This window comes from Pseudomonas atagonensis, from assembly GCF_011369485.1.
Classification (GTDB): domain Bacteria; phylum Pseudomonadota; class Gammaproteobacteria; order Pseudomonadales; family Pseudomonadaceae; genus Aquipseudomonas; species Aquipseudomonas atagonensis.
The window spans coordinates 100,026-122,306 of sequence record NZ_VXCA01000007.1; the positions used below are offsets into that span (position 1 = coordinate 100,026).

General features: G+C 61.3%; 23 protein-coding genes. 15 read left to right on the top strand and 8 right to left on the bottom strand.

Features of this window, described 5'->3' with window-relative positions:
* Window positions 1-64: 64 nt before the first annotated feature.
* Window positions 65-280, bottom strand: a complete 216-nt coding sequence (locus F2P67_RS05295; protein ID WP_166218244.1) for a hypothetical protein — start codon at window positions 278-280, stop codon at window positions 65-67.
* Window positions 281-389: 109 nt separating this feature from the next.
* Between F2P67_RS05295 and F2P67_RS05300 the strand changes: the two genes are divergently transcribed.
* The 7 genes from F2P67_RS05300 to F2P67_RS05330 all read left to right on the top strand — a co-directional run bounded on the left by F2P67_RS05300 (window position 390) and on the right by F2P67_RS05330 (window position 7,970).
* Window positions 390-1,457, top strand: coding sequence for a DUF2333 family protein (locus tag F2P67_RS05300; RefSeq protein ID WP_166218247.1), 1,068 nt, complete (start codon window positions 390-392; stop codon window positions 1,455-1,457).
* A gap of 3 nt (window positions 1,458-1,460) precedes the next feature.
* Window positions 1,461-2,018 carry an NUDIX hydrolase gene (locus tag F2P67_RS05305; protein WP_166218250.1) on the top strand — a complete coding sequence of 186 codons (558 nt, stop codon included), beginning with the start codon at window positions 1,461-1,463 and terminating at the stop codon, window positions 2,016-2,018.
* Between the two features lie 188 nt (window positions 2,019-2,206).
* Window positions 2,207-2,578: a translation initiation factor Sui1 gene (locus tag F2P67_RS05310; RefSeq protein ID WP_166218253.1), complete on the top strand. Its 372-nt coding sequence runs from the start codon at window positions 2,207-2,209 to the stop codon at window positions 2,576-2,578.
* A 219-nt stretch (window positions 2,579-2,797) separates the two neighbouring features.
* Window positions 2,798-4,711 carry an arginine decarboxylase gene (gene speA / locus F2P67_RS05315; RefSeq protein ID WP_166218256.1) on the top strand — a complete coding sequence of 638 codons (1,914 nt, stop codon included), beginning with the start codon at window positions 2,798-2,800 and terminating at the stop codon, window positions 4,709-4,711.
* 233 nt (window positions 4,712-4,944) lie between these two features.
* Window positions 4,945-6,285: a type VI secretion system Vgr family protein gene (locus tag F2P67_RS05320; protein WP_166218259.1), complete on the top strand. Its 1,341-nt coding sequence runs from the start codon at window positions 4,945-4,947 to the stop codon at window positions 6,283-6,285.
* Entirely contained in the window at window positions 6,282-7,076 is a 795-nt protein-coding gene (locus tag F2P67_RS05325) for a DUF4123 domain-containing protein (RefSeq protein ID WP_166218262.1), read from the top strand. Before F2P67_RS05320 ends, F2P67_RS05325 begins: the two co-directional genes overlap by 4 nt.
* Window positions 7,077-7,094: 18 nt before the next feature.
* Window positions 7,095-7,970, top strand: coding sequence for an alpha/beta hydrolase (locus F2P67_RS05330; RefSeq protein ID WP_166218265.1), 876 nt, complete (start codon window positions 7,095-7,097; stop codon window positions 7,968-7,970).
* Here the strand turns inward: F2P67_RS05330 and F2P67_RS05335 are convergent.
* Together F2P67_RS05335 and F2P67_RS05340 are read right to left on the bottom strand one after the other, a co-directional pair.
* Window positions 7,964-9,313, bottom strand: coding sequence for an MATE family efflux transporter (locus F2P67_RS05335; RefSeq protein WP_166218268.1), 1,350 nt, complete (start codon window positions 9,311-9,313; stop codon window positions 7,964-7,966). The genes F2P67_RS05330 and F2P67_RS05335 overlap by 7 nt on opposite strands.
* A 199-nt stretch (window positions 9,314-9,512) precedes the next feature.
* Window positions 9,513-9,806, bottom strand: a complete 294-nt coding sequence (locus F2P67_RS05340) for a hypothetical protein (protein ID WP_166218271.1) — start codon at window positions 9,804-9,806, stop codon at window positions 9,513-9,515.
* A gap of 178 nt (window positions 9,807-9,984) precedes the next feature.
* Between F2P67_RS05340 and F2P67_RS05345 the strand changes: the two genes are divergently transcribed.
* From F2P67_RS05345 to F2P67_RS05365, 5 genes are all read left to right on the top strand, one after another.
* Window positions 9,985-10,287, top strand: a complete 303-nt coding sequence (locus tag F2P67_RS05345) for a MazG-like family protein (protein ID WP_053116915.1) — start codon at window positions 9,985-9,987, stop codon at window positions 10,285-10,287.
* Window positions 10,287-11,036, top strand: coding sequence for a methyltransferase (locus tag F2P67_RS05350; RefSeq protein ID WP_166218274.1), 750 nt, complete (start codon window positions 10,287-10,289; stop codon window positions 11,034-11,036). The genes F2P67_RS05345 and F2P67_RS05350 overlap by 1 nt, the downstream gene beginning before the upstream one ends.
* Window positions 11,037-11,048: 12 nt before the next feature.
* Window positions 11,049-11,660: a DUF4136 domain-containing protein gene (locus F2P67_RS05355; protein WP_166218277.1), complete on the top strand. Its 612-nt coding sequence runs from the start codon at window positions 11,049-11,051 to the stop codon at window positions 11,658-11,660.
* A gap of 54 nt (window positions 11,661-11,714) precedes the next feature.
* Window positions 11,715-12,272 carry a DUF4136 domain-containing protein gene (locus F2P67_RS05360; RefSeq protein ID WP_166218280.1) on the top strand — a complete coding sequence of 186 codons (558 nt, stop codon included), beginning with the start codon at window positions 11,715-11,717 and terminating at the stop codon, window positions 12,270-12,272.
* A 150-nt stretch (window positions 12,273-12,422) separates the two neighbouring features.
* A complete protein-coding gene (locus F2P67_RS05365; protein WP_166218283.1) occupies window positions 12,423-14,423 on the top strand; it encodes a pilus assembly protein TadG-related protein in 2,001 nt (666 codons plus the stop codon).
* Here F2P67_RS05365 and F2P67_RS05370 read toward each other — a convergent pair.
* Window positions 14,420-17,170, bottom strand: coding sequence for a PAS domain-containing sensor histidine kinase (locus F2P67_RS05370; RefSeq protein WP_166218286.1), 2,751 nt, complete (start codon window positions 17,168-17,170; stop codon window positions 14,420-14,422). The genes F2P67_RS05365 and F2P67_RS05370 overlap by 4 nt on opposite strands.
* Window positions 17,167-17,622, bottom strand: a complete 456-nt coding sequence (locus F2P67_RS05375) for a TadE/TadG family type IV pilus assembly protein (protein ID WP_166218288.1) — start codon at window positions 17,620-17,622, stop codon at window positions 17,167-17,169. Before F2P67_RS05375 ends, F2P67_RS05370 begins: the two co-directional genes overlap by 4 nt.
* A gap of 75 nt (window positions 17,623-17,697) precedes the next feature.
* Between F2P67_RS05375 and F2P67_RS05380 the strand changes: the two genes are divergently transcribed.
* The 3 genes from F2P67_RS05380 (at window position 17,698) to F2P67_RS05390 (ending at window position 20,262) form a co-directional block, all read left to right on the top strand.
* Window positions 17,698-18,168, top strand: coding sequence for a prepilin peptidase (locus tag F2P67_RS05380; protein WP_166218291.1), 471 nt, complete (start codon window positions 17,698-17,700; stop codon window positions 18,166-18,168).
* Between the two features lie 126 nt (window positions 18,169-18,294).
* Window positions 18,295-19,074 (top strand): response regulator, encoded by a 780-nt coding sequence (locus tag F2P67_RS05385; RefSeq protein ID WP_166218293.1) that lies wholly within the window; start codon window positions 18,295-18,297, stop codon window positions 19,072-19,074.
* Between the two features lie 825 nt (window positions 19,075-19,899).
* Window positions 19,900-20,262 (top strand): DUF6124 family protein, encoded by a 363-nt coding sequence (locus tag F2P67_RS05390; RefSeq protein ID WP_166218296.1) that lies wholly within the window; start codon window positions 19,900-19,902, stop codon window positions 20,260-20,262.
* Between the two features lie 105 nt (window positions 20,263-20,367).
* Here F2P67_RS05390 and F2P67_RS05395 read toward each other — a convergent pair whose 3' ends face one another.
* From F2P67_RS05395 to F2P67_RS05405, 3 genes are read right to left on the bottom strand one after another with little or no spacing between them, the layout of a single operon-like run.
* Complete coding sequence (locus F2P67_RS05395; RefSeq protein WP_166218299.1) at window positions 20,368-20,640, bottom strand: DUF3613 domain-containing protein; 273 nt, start codon at window positions 20,638-20,640, stop codon at window positions 20,368-20,370.
* A 10-nt stretch (window positions 20,641-20,650) separates the two neighbouring features.
* Complete coding sequence (locus tag F2P67_RS05400) at window positions 20,651-21,373, bottom strand: tetratricopeptide repeat protein (RefSeq protein ID WP_166218302.1); 723 nt, start codon at window positions 21,371-21,373, stop codon at window positions 20,651-20,653.
* Between the two features lie 23 nt (window positions 21,374-21,396).
* Window positions 21,397-22,281, bottom strand: a complete 885-nt coding sequence (locus tag F2P67_RS05405) for a type II secretion system F family protein (protein WP_166218304.1) — start codon at window positions 22,279-22,281, stop codon at window positions 21,397-21,399.

Below are 22,281 nucleotides of genomic sequence, written 5' to 3' on the forward strand. Positions count from 1 at the left end.
TATGCTAGCACCTCTTTTCCCTTAGACGAGTGTCGTACGTCAATAATCTGCAATGCGTCACCATTCAGTTTCTGACCGATTGGTTTTGTTTTTGACCTGTTCGTCGTTCAAGTGCCCGTGGATAAGGGGTTTGCTGAGATGTTGGAGGCGCGCTGAATGAATTTCCTGCCACGCTTGCATCACTGCGCTGAATGGCTTTCGCGATAACTTTCAGTCCCTTGCAGTCATCCTCGGCGGCAAGGCGCATCAGGGATTCCCCTAGTTTTGCCGGATGCGGCATTCGTCTGCACCATTTGCGGCTTATCTATACTGGCGGGTGCCCCGCCTTGGCACGTTGTTGTATGGTTGTGGTCGAACCGTTGAACCCAAGTGATTGAAAGGATATCGCCATGCTGGACTGGAAAAACCGCGCGGGCAGCGCGCCTGAACGTGCCGCCGAGCCCAAGTCGGCCGCTCGCAGCTATGTCGGCGGGCTGTTGTTCAGCCGTGCGCTGGCCACCCTGGTCGGCATTTATTTAGTGGTGACCGGCGCTCTCGGCTGGTACTGGAGCCAGGAACCCGCGCTGTTTCCGGTGGCGCAGAATGCTCAAGTGGCTGCCGAAAAAGAAGGCAAGCAGATGGTGATCGGCTACACCACTGTCGAAACCCTGAAGACCGTCGCCGGCACCTTGCTCGACAAGCCGGGCGGTTACATTTCCAACGACCGCTTCCCGCCGGGCCTGTGGATGGACAACATGCCGAGCTGGGAATATGGCGTGCTGGTGCAGGTGCGTGACCTGACCCGTGCCTTGCGCAAGGACTTCGCCCGTTCGCAATCGCAGTCGGCTGAAGACGCCGATCTGGCCAAGGCCGAACCACGTTTCAACTTCGACAACAAGAGCTGGATCCTGCCCTCCAGTGAGTCCGAATATCAGGAAGGCATCAATTCTCTGAGCCGTTATCAGGCGCGTCTGTCTGACCCGACCCAGAAGAACGCCCTGTTCTACGCCCGCGCCGACAACCTCAACAACTGGTTGGGCGACGTCGGTACGCGTCTGGGTTCGCTGTCGCAACGGCTGTCGGCGAGCGTCGGTCGCGTGAAACTCAATACCGCGCTGAAAACCGAAGTGCCGGCCGTTGGCGAAGTGCCGCAGGTTGACGAAGAAGTCGTCGAAACCCCATGGATGCAGATCGACAACGTGTTCTACGAAGCACGTGGTCAGGCCTGGGCGCTGTCGCACCTGCTGCGCGCCATCGAAGTCGATTTCGCCGATGTACTGGCGAAGAAAAACGCCACGGTCAGCGTGCGCCAGATCATTCGTGAACTGGAGGCTTCGCAGGAACCGGTGTGGAGCCCGATGATTCTCAATGGCAGCGGCTTCGGCGTGCTGGCCAACCACTCGCTGGTCATGGCCAACTATATTTCCCGGGCCAACGCCGCCGTCATCGATTTGCGTCAACTGCTCAATCAGGGCTGAGTCATGAGCCAAAGCAACAAGGAAGTGGCGCACCGCGCCGCTTCGGATGCCGAACAGATCGCCTGGGTCGACGAGCAGGACAACCTGCTCGGCGCCTTGGTGCGCGCCGACTTGCGTGAGCGCGGGCTGATCGGTCGCGGCACCTACATCATGTTGTTCAATTCCGCCGGTGAGCTCTGCGTCCATCGGCGTACCTTGAGCAAGGCGATTTATCCCGGTTACTGGGACGTGGCAGCGGGCGGCATGGTGCAGGCCGACGAGACCTACGCCGAGTCGGCGGCCCGCGAGCTAGAAGAAGAGCTGGGGGTGAGCGGCGTCGAGCTGACGGCTCATGACCATTTCTTCTTCGAGGACACCGGCAATCGTCTGTGGTGTTCGGCGTTTTCGGCGGTATGGGACGGGCCTTTGATCCTGCAGCCTGAAGAGGTTCTGGAGGCGCGGTTCATTCCGGTCGATCAGGTGATGCGGGAAATCGAACAAAAGCCTTACTGCCCGGACTCTTTAGCGGCGTTGAAGCGCTATTTGAAGGCTCAACAAAGCGACGTCGCAAAGAACACATAAATTGGCGCCGATTGGCACTTAGCATTTGGGTTTTTTGCCGTTACACTGCGCGACCTTTTTCAAGCTGCACCGGCCTGCTTTTATTGAAGAACCGGTGCAGTAGCGCTGCCCCTGCCTGAGTGGGGCTTCGCGGTCGCACACCTTGCCCAAGGTGGCGATCAGTCTTTGTCCTCCCAAGAGGATTGCCGGTGGCCAAAAAAGCCGCATCCTTCGCCGCCCTCGGTGGCCTGGTATTTTCCACCGACGCAGGTCGTCATTGCCCGGAATGCAGTAAACCGGTGTACGCCTGTATCTGCAAACAAACCGTGATCCCGGCCGGAGACGGCATTGCCCGCGTGCGTCGCGAGAGCAAGGGCCGTGGCGGCAAGACGGTGACCACCATCACCGGCGTACCGCTGGCCGAAGACGCGCTCAAAGAGTTGGCGACGACGTTGAAGAAACGTTGCGGCACCGGCGGGGCGTTGAAGGACGGGATCATCGAAATCCAGGGCGATCATGTCGAGCTACTCTTGGCAGAGCTGATCAGGCACGGTTTCAAAGCGAAGAAGTCCGGCGGCTAGCAGCCTCTGTGAAAACCACCAGCGGCTTGATCCGGCTCTGCACAATTGCAGATCCGGCGTCGTCTCCATGGTTTTCACAGAGCCTGTTCATGACCGGTTTCTAAACTCCACGCGGTCAGTGCGGTCTACCGCCGCGCTGACGAACCGTCATTTTCATACTTTAGACTGCGCCGGCCTGAGATCAGGCGACGCACTATGACTTCTTTATAGGGGACTTCGATGTCCGTACGACGCACACGCAAAGACGATGGCAGCCAATGGACAGTTGCGGACAGCCGCAGTGTTTACGGGATTCGCCATTGGGGGGCCGGGTATTTCGCGATCAATGACGCCGGTCGCGTCGAAGTTCGTCCGAACGGCCCGAGCAGCTCGCCTATCGACCTGTTCGAGCAAGTCGACCAACTGCGCAAAAGCGGTTTGTCCTTGCCGTTGCTGGTTCGTTTCCCTGACATCCTGCAAGACCGCGTCCGTCAGCTCACCGGTGCTTTCGACTCGAACATCGAGCGTCTGGAATACCAGAGCAAGTACACCGCGCTGTACCCGATCAAGGTCAACCAGCAAGAAGCAGTGATCGAGAACATCATCGCCACCCAGAACGTCTCTATCGGTCTGGAAGCCGGCTCCAAGCCTGAGCTGCTGGCGGTACTGGCGCTGGCGCCGAAGGGCGGCACCATCGTCTGCAACGGTTACAAGGACCGCGAGTTCATCCGTCTGGCGCTGATGGGCCAGAAGCTCGGCCACAACGTGTTCATCGTGATCGAGAAAGAATCCGAAGTCGGTCTGGTGATCGAAGAAGCCGCTTCGCTGAAGGTCAAGCCACAGGTCGGCCTGCGCGTGCGTCTGTCCTCGCTGGCTTCGTCGAAGTGGGCGGACACCGGTGGCGAGAAATCCAAGTTCGGCCTGTCGGCGGCGCAACTGCTGTCGGTGGTCGAGCGTTTCCGCGCCGCCGGCCTGGATCAGGGCATCCGCCTTCTGCACTTCCATATGGGGTCGCAGATCGCCAACCTCGCTGACTACCAGCACGGCTTCAAGGAAGCGATCCGTTACTACGGCGAGCTGCGCAACCTCGGTCTGCCGGTCGATCACATCGACGTCGGTGGCGGTCTGGGCGTCGACTACGACGGTACCCACTCGCGCAACGCCAGTTCGATCAACTACGACATGGACGATTACGCCGGTGTCGTGGTCGGTATGCTCAAGGAATTCTGCGACGCGCAGAGCTTGCCGCATCCGCACATATTCTCCGAAAGCGGCCGCTCGCTGACCGCTCACCACGCGATGCTGGTGGTGCAGGTGACCGACGTCGAGAAACACAACGACGACGTGCCGCAAATCGAGAACAAGGAAGCGCTACCGGAAACCGTGCAGTGGCTGGTCGATCTGCTTGGCCCGACCGACATCGAAATGGTCACCGAAACCTACTGGCGCGCCACCCACTACATGAGCGACGTGGCCGCCCAGTACGCCGACGGCAAACTGACCCTGGCCGAAAAAGCCCTCGCCGAGCAGTGCTACTTCGCCGTGTGCCGTCGCCTGCACAACTCGCTGAAGGCGCGCCAGCGTTCGCACCGTCAGGTGCTCGACGAGCTCAACGACAAACTGGCCGACAAGTACATCTGCAACTTCTCAGTGTTCCAGAGCCTGCCGGACACTTGGGCGATCGATCAGGTGCTGCCGATCATCCCGCTGCACCGTCTCGACGAAGAGCCGCTGCGCCGCGCGGTGCTGCAGGATCTGACCTGCGACTCCGACGGCAAGATCAACCAGTACGTCGACGAGCAGAGCATCGAGACCAGCCTGCCGGTACACGGTTTGAATGAAGGCGAAGACTACCTGCTGGGCGTGTTCCTGGTCGGCGCCTATCAGGAAATCCTCGGCGACATGCACAACCTGTTCGGTGACACCGACTCGGTGAACATCTACCAGAACGCCGATGGCAGCGTGTACCACGCCGGCATCGAGACCCACGACACTATCGAAGACATGCTGCGTTATGTGCACTTGTCGCCGGAAGAACTGATGACTCACTACCGCGACAAGTGCGCCAGTGCCCGCATCAGTGCCAGCGAGCGCACGCAATTTCTCGATGCCTTGCGTCTGGGCCTGACCCGCTCCTCCTACCTGTCTTCCTGACAGGTTGAAGCGCTCTCGACGGTTTGTCTGAAACTTTGCTTTTGGCTGATGAAAGTTCAGACAAACCGGTGGGACGTTTCCCAAGTTCTGCGCGAAATGATCGGCGGCCGGTTCCAGCAAAGCGAACTGGTCTGCTTTTCACGTAGGTCATTTCCTAAGTTGTATTTCGGCACTCTACTCGGCCATGCCACTCGGCGAGAATCCCCGGCCGCCCCTCCTGTAGAGATCCGCCTATGTTCGATCCAGTCAACGAGCCGTCGTTTCGTCTCGATGTAGCGGGTCTGTCCGACCCCTTCGAGGTGCTGGCCTTTACCGGTAGCGAGTGCATCAGTGAGCCGTTCGCGTTCGAGATCGATGTGTTGATCGACGACCCGCACCTGGACCTGTCGGGCCTGTTGTTCCGTTCAGCTTTCCTGCAATTCGGATCATCGTCCAACGGCATTCACGGGCAACTGCAAAGCCTCGTGCAGCATGAATACGGCCACGGCGCGCGGTTGTGTCGAGCGCGATTGGGGCCGAAGCTGAGTTGTCTGGATCTGCGTTTCAGCCAGCGGATTTTCAGCGACTGTTCGGTACCGCAGATTCTCGTCCAGGTTCTCAAGGCCCACGGCATTGTCGGCGCGCAACGACGTTTCGACGTGCACGGCGACTACCCGGCGCGCACGTTTTGCACGCAATACCACGAATCGGATCTGCAATTTCTCCAGCGTCTCTGCGCGCAGTCCGGCCTGCATTACTATTTCGAACATCGGCGCGACGGCCATTGCCTGGTGTTCGGCGATGACCCGGCAGAATTGCCCGAGGCCGACCTGACTCAGGATGCGAGCGCGGGTGATGCGCCTTCGATCAGCCGTTGGCAGGTGCAGGTGAGTTCCCACTCCGGCAGCAAACACTCCACGCCACTGCGCCGGGGCGAAGGGCAGACGCATCTGCCGGCGCTGCGCAGCGGGCAATGGCTGGCGTTGGCGGGCCAGCCGTCCGCCGAGAGCAATCGACGCTGGCTGGTGAACCGTGTCGAGCACCGCGCCGATCAATCCCTCGAACCGCCCTACAGCAACCGGGTTTGCGCCGTGGAGCAGTTGCCATCGACGCTGGCGGTAGACGTGGCACGGCGGGTGCGTATGCACAGTCTGCAACGCGCCTGGGTGGTGACGGTCGACGATCCGCGACCCGATCCGCGGCGTTCGGTGGCGGTGCAGTTCGACTGGCTCTACCAAGGCGAGGGCGCGGCGCCCAGTCATTGTTGGTTGCCGCTGGCGCCGGTGCTCGACGAATCTTCGCCGGGTGCATTGCAGGACGGCGTCGAAGTGGTGGTGAGTTTCCTTGAAGGTGATCCTGATCAGCCAATGATCACCGGGGTTCTGCAAGAGCCGACGATCCCTGAAGACAGTGACGACCCGCCGCCGCAGCTGCCGGAACATCTTGAAAGCGCGGGCTTCGCCACCTGGTTGAAGTCGGCGGAACCTTTGCTGCTGTTGTGCCTGATGCCGGGGGGCGGCAGTTACCGTCATTGTGCCCAGTCGATCTGCAGTTGCCGATTGCTGGCGACGCTTGAACAGAGCGGCGGAGCATGAGTGGTGTGGCATCAGGGCCGGGCGCGCAATGGCTGTTGCTGGAGAGTGCGGACGCACCGCTGGCGGTGACGACATTGCGTCAGGGCTTCGCCGGCGTGCGTTGCTTCTGGTTGTTCGACGACACCGAATTTCAACCGCTGAGAGCGCAGGGGCCGGTACTCGTCGAGCTATCCGGTTGCCCGGCACTGGCGGCGTTGTGTCTGCGCGATCCACACACCTGGCGTGGCTTGCTGCTCGGTAGCGAGGCGGCGGTCGAGCCGTTGCTCGGGCATCTGCGGCGCATGCTCACGGTGTCCTTCGATCTCAATCATCGTGCGCTGTTCGGTTACTACAATCGCCAGACCGCGAGTTACTTTTTCGATGCCTGCGACGCCGAAGAACTCAGCCGCTGGCTCGGGCCAATCGAGCAGATTCGCTGGTTCGGAGGCACCTGGGCCGACCGCGCCATCGGCCTTCAGGGCTGGCAGCAACTGCGTAATCCCCACCGGCCCGTCGAACCGCTAGGTATCGAGCAAAGCCTGACCCGGCGTCAGCGCGCACGTCTGCAAACCTGTCTGTTGGAACAGCACATCTGGCGTTGGGGACAATCGATGGGAACCGATTACCTGACGATGGCCTCCCATGTTCAGCAAGGCCTCGCGCTGGGGTTCGGCGAACAATCGCTGCTCGATGGCTGGTTGTGGCTACGCTTGCTGCATCCGCGTGCGGTGCTGGTGCCGTTGCCGGCGGGATTGACTGGCGAACAGCGGCTCGAGTATCTGCGCCGACACTGGCAGAACGATCAACCTTGAAGGCGAGACCGGGTACCCATGGCAGACTCTTTGGCGCAACGCTTCACAGCCGTGGTGGGCGCACTGGTGCTGGCGCTGTTGAGCGGTTGCTCGCCGGTCAAGGTTCTCAATGCGCTGACGCCGGCCGACACGTTTGAGCGAACGGTCGGCATCGCTTACGGCGACGACCCGCGGCAGAAGCTCGACGTTTATGTGCCGCGCCAGCCCCATGAAAATGCGCCGGTGGTGGTGTTTTTTTATGGCGGCAGCTGGAACAGCGGCGCCCGTGAGGATTACGCCTTTGTCGGCGAGGCACTGGCGTCGCGGGGAATCGTTGCGGTGCTGGCCGATTACCGACTTTATCCACAGGTGCGCTATCCACTGTTTCTGCAGGACGGCGCACGGGCCGTAGCGTGGACGAAGGCGCACATCCGCGAGTATTCCGGCAACCCGCAGCGTCTGTATCTGATGGGGCACAGTTCCGGCGCCTACAACGCGGCGATGCTGGCGCTGGATCCGCAGCTGCTGGGTGCGGTCGGTATGTCGCCCAAAGAACTCAGCGGCTGGATCGGTCTGGCCGGGCCTTACGATTTTCTGCCAATCAAGAATCCTGACGTGCGGCCGGTATTTTTCTGGCCGGATTCACCGCCGCAATCGCAACCGATCAATCACGTCAGTCACGGTGCGCCGCCAGCGTTGCTGATCGCCGCCAGCGAAGACACGCTGGTCGATCCGACGCGCAATACCAGCGGCCTCGCCCGCAAGTTGCGTGGCGTCGGGGTACCGGTGCAGGACTTGTACTATTCACGCCCCAGCCACGTGACGCTGGTGGCGACACTCTCCCGACCGCTGCGGCGACTGGCACCGGTGCTCGATCAAGTGGTCGGGTTCATCCGGCACACTCCGCCTCAGTGAGCGCGGCCGTTGAACCAGCGATCATGGCGCCGCAGCCAGACTGCGAAGCCGCCAAGGGTCAGGCTGCGCAACACCATGAACAGCAGAAACGAAATCCACAAACCATGGTTGCCCAGCCCTTGCAGCGCCCAGGCGAAGGGCAGCAACAGCAGCACTGTCAGCAGCATGCCGTTGCGCATTTCCCGGGCGCGGGTGGCGCCGATGAACAGCCCGTCGAGCAAGTAACTCCAGACCGCAATCAGTGGCAGCACAGCGAGGTACGGCAGGTAAATGAACGCGGTGTCGCGCACGCTCTGAATGTCGGTCTGCATTTCGATGAACAAATGCCCACCCAGCAGAAACAGCGCGGCAAAACCCAGGCTGGCGATCAGTGACCAGCCCCCGGCGACCACCAGCGAGCGACGCAACGCCAGGCGATCACGCGCGCCGATGGCATGCCCGCACAGTGCTTCGACGGCATGGGCGAGGCCATCCAGTGCATGGGCCGTCAGCAGCAAACCGTTGAGCAGCAGCGCGTTGGCCGCCACGGTGGCATCCCCCAGTCGCGCGCCTTGCACGGTGATCAGGAAAAACACCGACTGCAGCGCCAGGCTGCGAATGAAGATGTCGCGATTGACCGCCAGCAGCGGGCGCCAGCTCTGCCACACCCTCAGCGCGGCCCAGACGATGTGCCCCGGGTAGGCGCGCAATGCCTTGCGGGTCAACAGCAGACCGAGGAGGGCGCCGCTCCATTCGGCGATCACCGAGGCACGGGCCGAACCGACCACGCCCCAGTCCAGGCCGAGGACGAACCACAGGTTGAGGACGATATTGATCAGGTTGGTGGTCAGCAGAATCGCCAGCGGCGCCCGGGCGTTCTGCGTGCCGAGGAACCAGCCGACCAGCGCATAACTGGCCAGCGCTGCGGGCAGGCCTAACAACCGAGTGTGGAAAAAGTCGCGGGTCAGTTGATCGAGCTCCGCCGACGGCTGCATGAAGTGCAGGGCAACGCCGCTCAATGGCACGCCGAGGGTGCCGAGTACCAGCGCCAGCCCCATCGCCAGCAGCAAACCCTGCAACAGAATCTGCCGCAACGCCGCGCCATCGCTGCGCCCGGCGGCCTGCGCGGCGAAACCGGTGGTGCCCATGCGCAGAAACCCCATGGCCCAGGCCAGAAAGGTGTACAGGCTGGCGCCGACCGCCACCGCGCCCAGCTGATGGGCGTGGGGCAAGTGGCCGATCACGGTGCTGTCGACCAGCGCCACCAGCGGCACGGAAATATTGGAAAGAATCATCGGCGCGGCCAGCGCCCAGACCTTGCGGTGGGTCGGGCGGTCGCGCCAGTCGGCGATCAGATTGGACATGCGGGCTCCTTGGGGGAGCGGGATTGTAGCGCTAGAAGCACCCTCACCCCAGCCCTCTCCCAGAGGGAGAGGGGGCAGATCTCTGTTGTTTTCAATCCTGAGTTCGACTCAGGCTCGCAGGTCGGTGTATTTCCTGAAAACACCTCGATCAGTTCCCTCTCCCTCCGGGAGAGGGCTAGGGTGAGGGGCTTCTAAAGGCCTAGTGAATAATCCAGCTCAGCAACCACAACCCCAGCAGCAACCAGATAATCCCGGCAATGATCGAGGCATTCATGAACGCGCGAATCGCCGACCACATCAGCATCAGCCCGACCACCAGCGCGATGATGCTGATGATCGACGTGTCCATGCCCAGGGTTTTGGCCAGGCCATCGACGAAATTGCCACCGGCATTGCTCAGAATGTTGAACAGGCCGCTGAGGCCATCGACGATAAAGCGGATGATCGAGCCGAGTGCCTGGCCGAGCCATTCGAAAAAGCTTTCTACCTGCATGTGTGCATCCTGATGAAAGAGCTGAGCCTTGGGCCACAACGCAGGTGGCCGAGTTCCCTGCATGATAGTGGGTTTACTCAATCCCTGTGGGAGCAAGCCCGCCCCCACCAAAAGCATAGCGCTGCCTATTGCCTTCAATGGGCATCCCCCCGAAGCTATACGCCTTCAGGAGAACCCGATGAACCTTGTTGAACTGACCGAACGCCTGCACGCCATTCGCGACCGCAATGACTGGCGGCAATTTCACAGCCCGAAAAACCTCGCCATGGCCGCCAGCGTCGAGATGTCTGAACTGGTGGAGATCTTCCAGTGGCTGAGCGAAGACCAGTCGCGCCAGTTGCCAGCGGACAAACTCGCGCACGCCGGGCAGGAAGTCGGCGACATCGTTCTGTATCTGTTGCTGCTGTGCAGCGAGTTGGGGCTGGACATGAATGAAGTGGTGCGTGCCAAGCTCGCCGACAGCGAACGGCGGTTCAGCTGATGAGCGACCGTCATTTCGATCAGTTGGCGACGCGATTCGCCGAGAAAATCTACGGCGGCGCCAAAGGTGCGATTCGCCTCGCGGTGCTGCAAGCTGACCTCGCCGAAGCGCTGCCGGATCGCCCGTTGCGCGTTCTCGACATCGGCGGCGGCCTTGGCCACATGTCGCTGTGGCTGGCCGAACGCGGCCACGACGTAACCTTCACCGAACCGGCCGAGCCGATGCTCGAAGGCGCCCGTCAGCGCTTCGCCGACGCGGGGCAGACTGCAACGTTCATTCAGGCACCGTGGCAGGAACTGCTCGGGCAACTGACCGAACCGTACGACCTGGTGATCTGCCACGCCGTGCTGGAATGGCTGGCCGAGCCCCACGCGATTCTGCCGGTGCTGCATCAACTGACCAAACCCGGTGGCTGGTTGTCGCTGGCGTTCTACAACCGCGATGCGCTGATTTACCGAAATCTGCTCAAGGGCCATTTCAAGAAGATGCGCAAAAACGACATGGCCGGTGAAAAGCAGAGCCTGACCCCGCAGCAGCCCCTCGATCCGCGCGAACTGGCAACGCAACTCGAAGGCCTGTGGCAGGTCGAAAGCCAGAGCGGGATACGGGTTTTTCACGACTACATGCCGGTGGAATTCCAGGCTCGCGCCGAACTGGTGGATTTGCTCGAGATGGAACTGGCCCACCGTCGTCACCCAAGCTTCGCCGGGCTTGGGCGTTACTTGCACTGGATCTGCCGGCCGATCTGATCGGAGCGCAACATGAAAGCTCATTGCGGGTTATTGCTGTTCTGCCTGGGGTTGGCCGCCTGTCAGGGCAGCAACCCCTACGTGGCGCAGTCGCGGCCCTTGCCACCGGCACCGCCGCAAGCCGCCAATACCTTCGATCGCAGCGCTTACCCGGCGCCCCCACGCGATTACGGGCGTTACCGCAGTTGGGCCTGGCTCAACGGGCAGTTGCCGCCGGGCACGGCGTGGGCGGATTCGGCACAAGTCGCCGAGGCGGTGAGCAATGCGCTCGACCAACGCGGCTTGCGTCCGCTGCACGACAATCGTCCGGCCGACCTGCTCGTCAGCGCCAACCTGCGCCTGGAAACCCGTTTGCGTCAGGTACAGGACGACTACGGCTATTACGGCGGATACAGCGGCTATGATCGATATGGTCGCGGTTACGGCATGTACAACAGCGTGCCGATCGTGCGCACGTATCAGGAGCAGGTTGTCGTGGTGCAAGTCGATCTGTTCGATGCCGGCAGCGGTCAGCCGGTCTGGAGCGCCAGTGCCGAAACCGCCGACAAGGGCAGCCCGATCGATCGCACCGATGCGATTCGCGAGGCTGTCGAAAAGGCCATGTCGGCGTATCCTCCCAGTTAGCTTCCGACCACCGGGAAGCTCCCGCAGGTTCATGTCTTCAACCGGAGAAAAACCATGTTCCGCCGTCTCGCTTTACTGGCCATGGCCGCGCTGCTCAGTGCCTGCGCCGCTAACCAGGTCAACCACGACTTCGATGCCAGCCGCGACTTTGCCGCCTATCGCAGCTGGAGCTGGAAAGAACCCGCCCTGCAATATCGCCCCGACGATCCACGGATCAAGAGTGATCTGACGGAGCAGCGCATCCGCCAGGCGGTTACCGACCAACTCGATCAGCGTGGCTTGCGTCCGGCCGCAGCGGGCGCCAAAGGCGACTTGAGCGTGCAGACCTACCTGATTATCGAAGATCGTCAGCAGCAAGTGACAACCAACTACGGCGGCGGTTGGGGCGGCCCGTGGAACGGCTATTGGGGGGCGCCGATGTACAACGAGACGCGCAACATCACGTATAAGGTTGCGACCATTCAGATCGACCTGCTCGATGGCAAGGACGGCAAATTGGTGTGGCGCGGCAGCGATGAGCAGATGCTCGCCAGCAAGCCGAATCCGGAGGATCGCAGCAACGCCATTCGCGAGACGGTCAGCCGGATCCTGGCCAACTACCCACCGCGCTGAGTCTGGATGAAAAAAAGGAACTGATCAGTTCCTTTTTTTTGCCCGGGACAAATGCGCTGGCTTGTTGCCAGCAGTCTCGTCCGGCCAGGTCTACACTCATTTCACCCATGGAGGTTGCGCCCGGCTGTGCGCCGGCAAAGGAGTGCGCCAATGTTGCCGCGTTCGCAGTTCAACGGCCCGTCCCGGCAACGCGGGGCGATCGGGTTGATGGCGGCCGCCACCCTCAGCCTGGCGTTGGTGCTGATGCTGCTGGTGGTTGATACCGGTCGTCTGTATATGGAGCAGCGCAAATTGCAGCGTGTGGTGGATAACGCCGCACTTGAAGCGGTGAGCCGTGGCGGCAATTGCCTGCCCGGCCTGACCGCCGCCAGTTATGCCGGGCAAAGCGCAGTGCGTAACGGCTACACCGTCGACGCCAGCAACACCCTGACGACCACCTGCGGCACCTTGCTCACCGGCGCCACCGGACTGCGCACCTTCACGCTGGATGCGACGCAGTCGGCAGCGGTCAAAGTCGCTGCCAGCCGCACGGTGACCACCAGTTTTGCCGGCGGTGTACAGGCGTTGTTCTCAGGTAATGCGGTCAGTCTCAACACCACACTCTATGCCTCCGCCGTGGCCGCCAAACCGCAGCCGACCATCGCCCAACTGAACATTCGCAGCACACTTGGGACCATCGATACCGCGCAATCGAACATCCTCAATCCACTGTTCTCCGGCTTGCTCGGCGGTAACGTCAACCTGACGGCACTGGGCTGGAACGGCTTGCTCAACACCGACATCAACCTGCTCAAATACCTCGATCAACTGGCGATCAACCTCAACGTTGCCGCCGGTAACTACACCCAACTGCTCAACACCCAGGCCACGGTGACTCAACTGATTCAGGCGGCGGCAACGGTGGTGCAGCTCAATGGCGCGACGGCCACGGTGATCACCGCGCTTGGCCAGTTGCAAGTGGCGGCGATCAACGCGGCGCCGGTCAAACTGGGCGACATTCTGCAATTGCAGACCGGCACCACGGCGGCGGGGCTGGACGCCAACCTGCAACTGCTGCAACTGATTCAGGGCGTGGTGCAACTGGCCAACAGTAAAAGCGCGGTGGCGGCGACGTTGCCGATCAGCGTGCTGGGGCTGGCGAATGTCACGGTGCGGGTCAAAGTGATCGAGCCGCCGCAGTTCTCGGCCATCGGCGATCCGGCGCGGGCCAAAATCAACCCGACCGGGCCGGACCGGATTTACGTGCGCACCGCGCAGGTTCGCACGATGTTGTCGTTGAATTTGCCGGTGTTGTCGGCGGTCACCGGGTTGACCAATGCGGTGCTGGGCCTGGTGGCGGCGTTGACGCCCACGCTCAATGCGCTGTTGCACCTGGATCTGGCGGCGACACTCAACTCTGTCCTCTGTCTGCTCGGCGCAGGGTGCGAGCAGTTGGCCCCGAGATTGTTGCCGTCACCGCAAATCGATATCAGCCTGGATGCCGGCGGCGCCAAAAGCTACGTCACCGATTACAGCTGCCCGACGGGCACCAGCGGGAGCAAAAGCCTGACCGCCCACACCATCACCTCCATTGCCGATCTCAAGCTTGGCAAGATCGACCCGACCAACGCCTTTTCCTCGGCCGCTGAACCCACGGTCACGCCTTTGCCGCTGATTGATCTGGGCATCGAGACTTGCTACGGACTGTTCGGCTGCGACGCAGGCTCTCACGTCCAGTACGGTGCTGGCGGCATCGCCATCATGCTCGACACCAGCGTTGCGCAGAACTCGCAGGATCTGGTGTTTTCCAGTGTGAACGCCAGCGTTCCGCCGTTCAATACGCCAGCCAACCTCAAATTGCCGCCCAGCATCAAACCGGCGGTGCCGACCAACAACATCGTCGCCAGCCTGGCGAACACCTTGGCCGGTATCAACCTGATCGTCTACAAACCGGTGGGCAGCAATCCGCTGGGCGCCATCGTCACGGGCGTCGCTTCGTTGATCAGCGATGTCACCAGTAAATTGCTGCCGGTGATTACCAATCTGCTGGCGCCGCTGCTTGATCCGCTGCTGAACAATCTGCTCAAGGGGCTGGGCATCAACCTGATGGACGTCGACGTCGGCGCCAACATGACCTGCGGCCAGACCGGCAAGGCGTATCTGGTGATCTAGTCGTCGGCGGCGATGGGCAGTTCGATGCAGAACCGTGCGCCTTCCGGCGAGTTGCGCACGCTCAACTGGCCGCCCATATTGTCGATGATGCCGTAACTCACCGACAGGCCCAGACCGGTGCCGACGCCAATCGGTTTGGTGGTGAAGAACGGTTCGAAGATCCGTTCCAGCAAGCGCGGATCGATGCCGCCGCCATTGTCCTCGACCCACAGCCGCACCTTCTGTTCGTCGCGCTCGGCGTACATCGAAATCCACGGTTTGAACGCCGAGTCCTTCTCGCGTTTGCTCAGCAAGGCGTCGCGGGCGTTGACCATCAGGTTGATCAGCACTTGCTCCAGTTGATCGACGTAACCCCGCACCTGCACCGTGAACGGCGTTTCACTGATGCGCAGATCCACGCCTTTGCCGCGCATGCCTTCGGCCAGTAACGACAACGTGCCCTCGATGGCCGAGGCCGGGTTGAACAGCTGTTGCTCAATCTCCGAGCGCCGACCGAACACGCGCATGTGATCGACGACTTTGGCGGCGCGCTGCACCTGCGCGTCGATGCGATTCAGTTTGTCGGTCAGATAATCGATCTGCACATCGCCATTGCTCAGGCGCTTCTGCACGTTGACGATGGCCATGCGCATCACGTTCAGCGGCTGATTGATTTCGTGGGCCAGCCCCGTGGCCATTTCGCCGAGGGTGGCCATTTTTGCGCTTTGCGTGAGCTGCTGCTGCGAGCGGCGCACTTCGGTGTTGTCGCGGCCCACCGCTTGTACCTCGATCAACGTGCCGTGCGCATCGAACACGCCACGATCCGACCAGACCCACCAGGCGTGTTCGCGGCCGGGCAACTGCAGGCTGATTTCGGCGGTGCTGACCGGCTGCTCCGGGGTCAACAGTGTCAGGCGCTGAGCGAATGCCGCGCGTTGCTCGTCGGACATCCAACTGCCCAGATCGACCCCCGGCAGTTGCTCCGGCGTGCATTCCAGATAAGTCGCCAGCGGGCGGTTGCCGAAGGTCAGGATCAAGTCCGGGCGATAGCGACAGATCATCGCCGGCGAGTCTTCCACCAGAATCCGGTAGCGCTCTTCACTTTGCCTGACCTGCTCGGCAGCCAGCGTCGCTTCGGTGACGTCCAGCCACAGGCCGACAGCTTCCACCGGCAGGCCGAGGTCATTGCGCAGCAGGCGCGCTTCATCGAGCAGCCAGTGATAGTCGCCGCGACTGTCGCGCAGTCGATAACGTGCGCGTACCGAACCTTCGCGCAGCAACTGCCGGGTGCGCTCGAAGTACAGGTCGCAATCCTCGGGGTGCAGCCGTTCGACCAACGCACCGTCGCCGCAATCGGCCAGGCTCCAGCCCAGCAGCGGTTGCAGGCTGGCGCTGAAGAATGTCGGAATCAGCGCGCCTTCGCGGTATTGCTGGACGTAAATCACTGCCGGCGAACTGGCAATCAAATTGTCCAGCCGTGCGTGGGCGGCAGCGGCACGTTGCTGCTGGTTCTGAATGTCGCTGATGTCGAGCATGAAGCCCACCAGCCGACGGTGCTCGCCAGTGCCGGCGACCTGGCCCTGAACGCGGTACCACGCAGGGGCCTGCTCGCCCTCGCCAGGCTGCAGACGAACGCTTAGCGTCAGGGGCTCGCCATGTAGTTGCAGGGTGTGCAAGCGACTGCGCAACTCTTCGCGGTCGGCCGGGTGAAAACGTGCCAGCCAGTCTTCGACCGGCAATCGCGAGTCGGCGATGTTCAGTGCTGTGGCCAGTGCTGGCGCCAGGGAAATCTGCGTCGTTTCGCACAGCTCCCACCACCCGGTGCCGAGCAGGGTTTGCAGCGATTCGAGGCGCTCCATCGCATGATGATGTTGCTGTTCACGCAAGCGGCTGAGCAGCGGCCCGGCGAGTGCGCCGGCAAGGGCAAGCCAGTCACGGTCGGCCAGATAAGGGGCCGCGAGATCCACCGCGTAGAAGCCGCACAACAACCATGCGACCACGCCTTGATCATTGCTGTAGGGCACGGCGAAACCGTCGGCATTGCCGAACGTGGCCTGCACCCGCGAGTGTTCATACACCGCCTGCTGCGCGGTAAAACGCTGGGGCGCGCTGCCGTTCAGACTGTCCAGCGGCGTGCCGAGACGCTGGCCGTCATGCCACAACTGCGGTGCGCCGTGGGCGCTGAACTGTTGATGAATCTGCCAGCCTTGTCCTTGCGAATCGAGTAACGCCACGGCGAGGCAGGGGGTGTGCCAGCGCTGGGCGATGGCCTGCAACTGTTCACCAAGCACCGCCGGTAATCGCGTCAGGCTGCACGTGCGCAAGTGTTCGCTGATCTGCGCGGCAAGGGTCTGACAGGCCTCGCGATGGCGAGATTGCTGGCGCTCGAGCAGCAGGTCGGCGATGTCGAACAATTGCAGGTGCCAGCCATCGCCCAGTGGCTGTACCCAGCCACGCAAGTGCAAGGTCTGATCGTTGAGGCCGCAAAAGTCGAGATCGAGCAGCTGCCCCTGCCAGTCGCACGGCTGGCCTTCGATGGCCAGCGAACTGTGCGGCAGCAACCAGGCGCTCAGCGGCAATGGCGAATCGTGCGGGGGTTGTTGCGCGAGCAGATGACGCAACGGGCCGGCGGTTTGCACCACGCCACCATCGTGGTCGAGAAACAGGTGCAGGCCGGTGGTCGGTGAGCCGAGCGGATCAGGCAAGTCAGGCGCGGCAATCGGTGCGCGCTTGAGCAGGCGCCCGAAGAGGTTGTCCCCCGCCGTCAAAACTGCAGACTCGAACGGGCAGTCAGGCTGGACGGCAGGCTCGGTACTGCACCGATCCCCGGCAACACCAGAAACGGCATCACAGCGTTCAACTTGCTGACCGGGTAGTTCACCGTCACGGTGAGCGTTCCATTGGGGCCGCTGGTGCTGTCGAAGACCGTCGTGGTGTCGACGCCGACGACGAAGTTGAACGGTGGTGGCACCCACTGCAATTGTTGGGTCAGTGCCGCGTTCGCGGTGTTGACCACAACCGTGGCGTAGTTGGGCGTCGTCGGGTCGACCGCCACGCTGCGGCGCACTGCTTCGGCGGTGGCCTGGTTGAATGATTGCATCATCACGAACGGCAGGCTGTAGCTGACCAGACCGTAAAACACGGCGAAAAAGATGACGAACACCAGAGCGAATTCAATCGCCACCGCACCTTTTTGCGACTTGCGAAAGCCGGTTTTCATGCGTGCGTCTACCCTGACAGTCAGTGCGTAGTATCAGCATAGAATCATTCAGCAAAAACGGACGGTTTTTACCCGATGCAGAGTTTTGTCCTCCTGATCTGGCTGACCTTTTGCGCGGCCCAGGACGCCCGGCAACGGCGCGTCGCCAATGCCCTGACGATGGGCGCGGGCGCGCTGGCGCTCGGCTTCTTGTTGTGGACCGGAACAACCTGGATCGGCGCAGAAGCCGGGCAGGGCGGATGGGCATTTCTGCTGGCGTTGCTGTTCACCTTGCCCGGCTACCTGATGGGTCGGATGGGCGCCGGCGATGTGAAATTAATGACAGCTCTGGGTCTTGCGACGGACGGCATGTTCATTTTGTGGACGTTTGTCGGCGCTGGCATCGCCAGCGTGCTTTGGCTGCTGCTCGCGCCAAGAGTCTGGCTGCATATGAGTCAAGGGCTTAGGGAACGTCTTCGATATCTGGGGCCAGATATGTCAAAAAAGCTGCCATTTGCACCGTTCGTGTTAATCGGTACAAGCCTGGCCTGGTATTGGATCCATTGATCGCCAGGCGCCACTAGTCCTATGTACATAGTCGGAAAGTGCGTCTACTTTCAATTCATGTGGTTTTACAGCCAGCGGCTGGCAGTACAGGAATGGTCAGCTTTGGCCTAGGGCATGGAGTGGCACGTGAACAAGCTTACGTCTGCGGTAAAAGTCCTCGTGGTCGACGATCAGCCTCTGATCGTGGAAGAGTTGTGCGAGTTTCTCGAAAGTAGCGGTTACCGCTGTGTGCCTTGTGAATCCAGCAAGCAGGCTATTGAGCGCTTCAGCGAGGATCCGGAAATCGGTCTGGTGCTGAGTGATCTTCACATGCCGGACATGGATGGCATTCAGTTGATCCAGGCGCTGCAGCGACTGGTCGGTAAGGAGCGGGCGTTCGAGGCGATCATGCTCACCGGGCGCGCGGACAAGCAGGATGTGATCAAGGCGTTGCGTGCCGGGATTGCCGATTACTATCAGAAGCCGATTAATCTGGATGAGCTGCTTGAGGGGGTGCAGCGTCAGGAGTTGGCTCTGCAAGAGCGGCAGAAAAATCTGCAACTGGGGCATTTGAATCAGAAGTTGCAGTATTTGTCCGAGTCGATTGATGACCTTTATCAGGATCTGGACAAGGTGCGTCGCAGCCCTGCGACGGTCGGGCGCGATGTGCCGGGCGGGGAGTCGGCCGAGGTGGAGATTCCGGAAATTTTCAATCAGTTGTCGCCGCGCCAGTTGGATGTGGCGCGTCTGGTGGGCAAGGGGCAGACCAATTATCAGATTGCCTGTGAGTTGGGGATTACCGAGAACACGGTGAAGCTTTATGTTTCGCAGGTGTTGCGGTTGACGCATATGCATAACCGGACGCAGTTGGCGTTGGCGTTGTCGCCGAGTGCTTCGGCTGGGCGGCAGCGGGTTACGGCGCACTGAGTTTTTGGGTTTTTGGTTTTGGTTTTTGGGGTTGGGTGTATATCCGTTTCTTCGGGTGTTGCGGCTGGCGGTTCCGCCCTTATGGCGGGTCACTTTTGGCAAACGCCCCAAAAGTAACCAAAAGGTCTTTGTCCTGACGTTCGGCCCCTCGCTGGGGCTCGGGGTTCCTTCGCTCCGGTGTTCATCCGGGGGCATCGCCTACGGTTTGCTTCGCTGCACCTCCTCTCGATGTGTTCGACTTCGTCGAACGGTCGCTGCGCTCCCACCCCGAATGAACACCTCCACTCAGCCTGCCGACGGACCTTCTCAGATCAAGAGCGGTACTCGAGCTAACGCTCATTGTGTGGAGTGGGGCGGCTTTGCCGCGGGGGTCGCCGGTGGGATCGAGTCTGCTCGCGATGGCGGCTTGGCAGCCGACCAATTTTTAACGGAGTGTATTCAAACCCTGTGGGAGCGGGCTTGCTCGCGAAGAGGCCTGTCCGGTCAACGGATTGCTTCGGGTTGTTTAAGTGTGGGGATAACAACGCGAACCTTCCCACATTGTTTTCAGGTTGTCCGTCGGACGTGTGCTCTCTAGTCTCTGGTGGTCGCTGAATGCTCAGCGATCGGGTGTGAGAACCCGGTACTAATGGTCATGCACTCTCTGTGCACGCATAATCGCGCCAGCTTATCCGCTGTCTGCAATGCGTCATGGCGGCTGTGTGCGGGCAGGCTTCGGTCTGGCCGGGTGTCCATTACCGGTATTCTCACCCCGCATACAGTTGCCACCCTTTGCCCCGTGAGAATGGCAAAGAGTGTCGGCACAGACTTTGGAGAATTGTTTTAATGGACAAGCTAATCCCCGACCCACCCCTCGAACCCACCACCCCGCTCGCCGAAGCCATCCGCGCTGAAGACCTGGCGAAGAACCGTGAAGCGATCAAGCGTGCGCTTGATTTTTACCTCAGTCCCGAACCCGCCAAACCGCGTCAACCGAGCACGATGTTTCTCGTGCATCCCGGTGTCGATACGGAAAGTTTGTTGGCCCATGCGTGTGAGTCGCTGGCGTCGGCGAGTGTCATGGCCAGTCATTTTGCCAATGAGTTGAGCGGTTTTCAGCGCAGTACGGCGTTGGCGATTCAGCAGATTGTGATGCTGGCGGAGCTGGCGGTGAATCGGGCGCTGGATCGGGTCGATCCGCAAGTCTGAGACCGCGTTGTTATTCTGCGCGAGCAAACCCGCTCCCACGTTTGCAACGCATTTCCCTGTGGGAGCGAGGTTGTTCGCGAAGGCAATCGAAAGATCACCACACGATCAGTTCTTGGTCTCGATCTTCCCGCCCACGTCCGGGTCATAGAAGTCCGGGATTTCGTATTGGTATTTCTTCAGCCAGCGCTGCATCGCCAGGTCTCGTTCGGTGGCGGTCGCTGTTTGTGCTTTGGGCGAGGCAGCTTTGTTGCGGCTTTGCAGGACCAGCCAGCCTTCGGTTTCCTGTTGTTGCGCCGAGGCCGGGCCGCTGTCGATGGCCAGGGCGCTGAGCGGCAGGGTGAGCAAGGTCAGGTAGCACAGGCCTTTGCGGGCGTTCATGGCTGTCTCCTTATTTGATCGGGGTCGGCAGCGCGTCGGAGACGGCGGCGACCTGGTTGCCGGTGGCCGGTTTGGCCGGTGCCGGGGTTTTCAGTTTTTCTGCGCGTTGCTGGGCTTCGGTGAATTGTTCCGGGGACAGTTTGGCGCGGCTGACGATTTCGGCGGCTTGTGGCCAGTTGTTCTGGTAGAGCAGCAAGGTGACCATGTTCACCGCCGCCAGTTGGTTGTTCTGCTTGAGTTCAATCGCGGTGAGGAATTCGAAGCGGGCGTCGTCCAGGCGCAGTTGGTTGAGGTAGACCACGCCGAGGTCGTTGCGGATTTTTTCGTCGGTGGGCGCCAGGCGGGCTGCGCGTTGCAGGTGAGCCTGGGCCTGGCCGTTGTCGCCACGGGCGGCGTAGAGTTGGCCGAGGCCGTGTTCGGCTTCGGCGTTCAGGCAACCGCCGATCAGGCTGCGGTACAACGGTTCGGCTTCGTTGCGCCCAAGCAGGCGATAGACCTTGGCTTTGCGCAGGCGCACTTCGCTGAGGTTGTCCGGCAGGCTTTGCAGGTTGGCGAGGCTGGCGTGCAGTTTGCCGTCGTTGGCGAGGTCGTCCGCCAGGTTCAGGGCCAGTTCCTGTTCGGAGCTCAACTTGCTGCAACTGGCGGGTGACAACAGGCTCGTCCACGGCGCCTGGCCGTCGGTGGCGCAACCGCCGAGCAGCAACAGACTTGCCATGACAATCAGTACTTTCATCAAACGCTCTCCATGAGCCAGGGTCAGTTTGCAAAGGCCCGGGCGATTGCGGTGAAGCCCGGTCCGGCGAGTACGATCAGCAGTGCCGGAAACAGAAACACCATCATCACCACCGACATCTTCGCGGACATTTTTGAGACGTATTCCTGCAAGCGGGTCAGGCGTCGGTCATCGAGCAATTGCTTGAGCGCCAGCAACGATTTCATCGCACCGCCGCCCTGTTGGATCAGTTGCTGGAGGATCACGCAGGTGTCGGTGAACTCATCGACGGCGAGCATCACCGCCGCTTTGTTCAGCTCTTGGCCGAGTTCCAGCCCGGAGTCGACGCGACTGAGGATCAGGCGCAGTTCGCTGGTCAGTTCCGGCAGCAGTTTTTGCGCTTCGGTACCGAGTACGCGCAGTGCTTGTTCGACGGCCATGCCGGATTCGAAGAGGATGCGAAGCAAAGGAATGAACGTGGAAATTTCCACGGCGATGGTTTTCTGTCGTCTCCCGGCGGCGTAGGCGAGCAGGCGTTTGGGCAGCAGATAACCGCCGCCGGTGGCGAGCATGGGCACCAGCCAGCGTTGGCCGGCCTGCGGAAAAAACACCTCTTGCAGAAAGATCGCCAGCCCCAGCGTCAGCAACGGCGTACCGATCTGGCAGGCCGCGTAGAGTGCGCGCTCGTTGGCGCGGCGCCAGCCGAGGCGGTTGAGCAGGGTCTGGGTTTCGCTGTCGATGCTCACCGAGCGTTGCCCGAACCGGCTGCTGCCCAATGCGCGCAGCAAGCTGCCGAAACGGTTCTCGCGCACCAGATGACCTTGCAGGCGTTGATTGACCTGGCGAACTCGGCGCCGCTCTGTCAGCAAATGATTGACCACCAGCAGCAGGGCGCCGAGCAGCAACATCAGAGCGGCGAGGTAGACCAT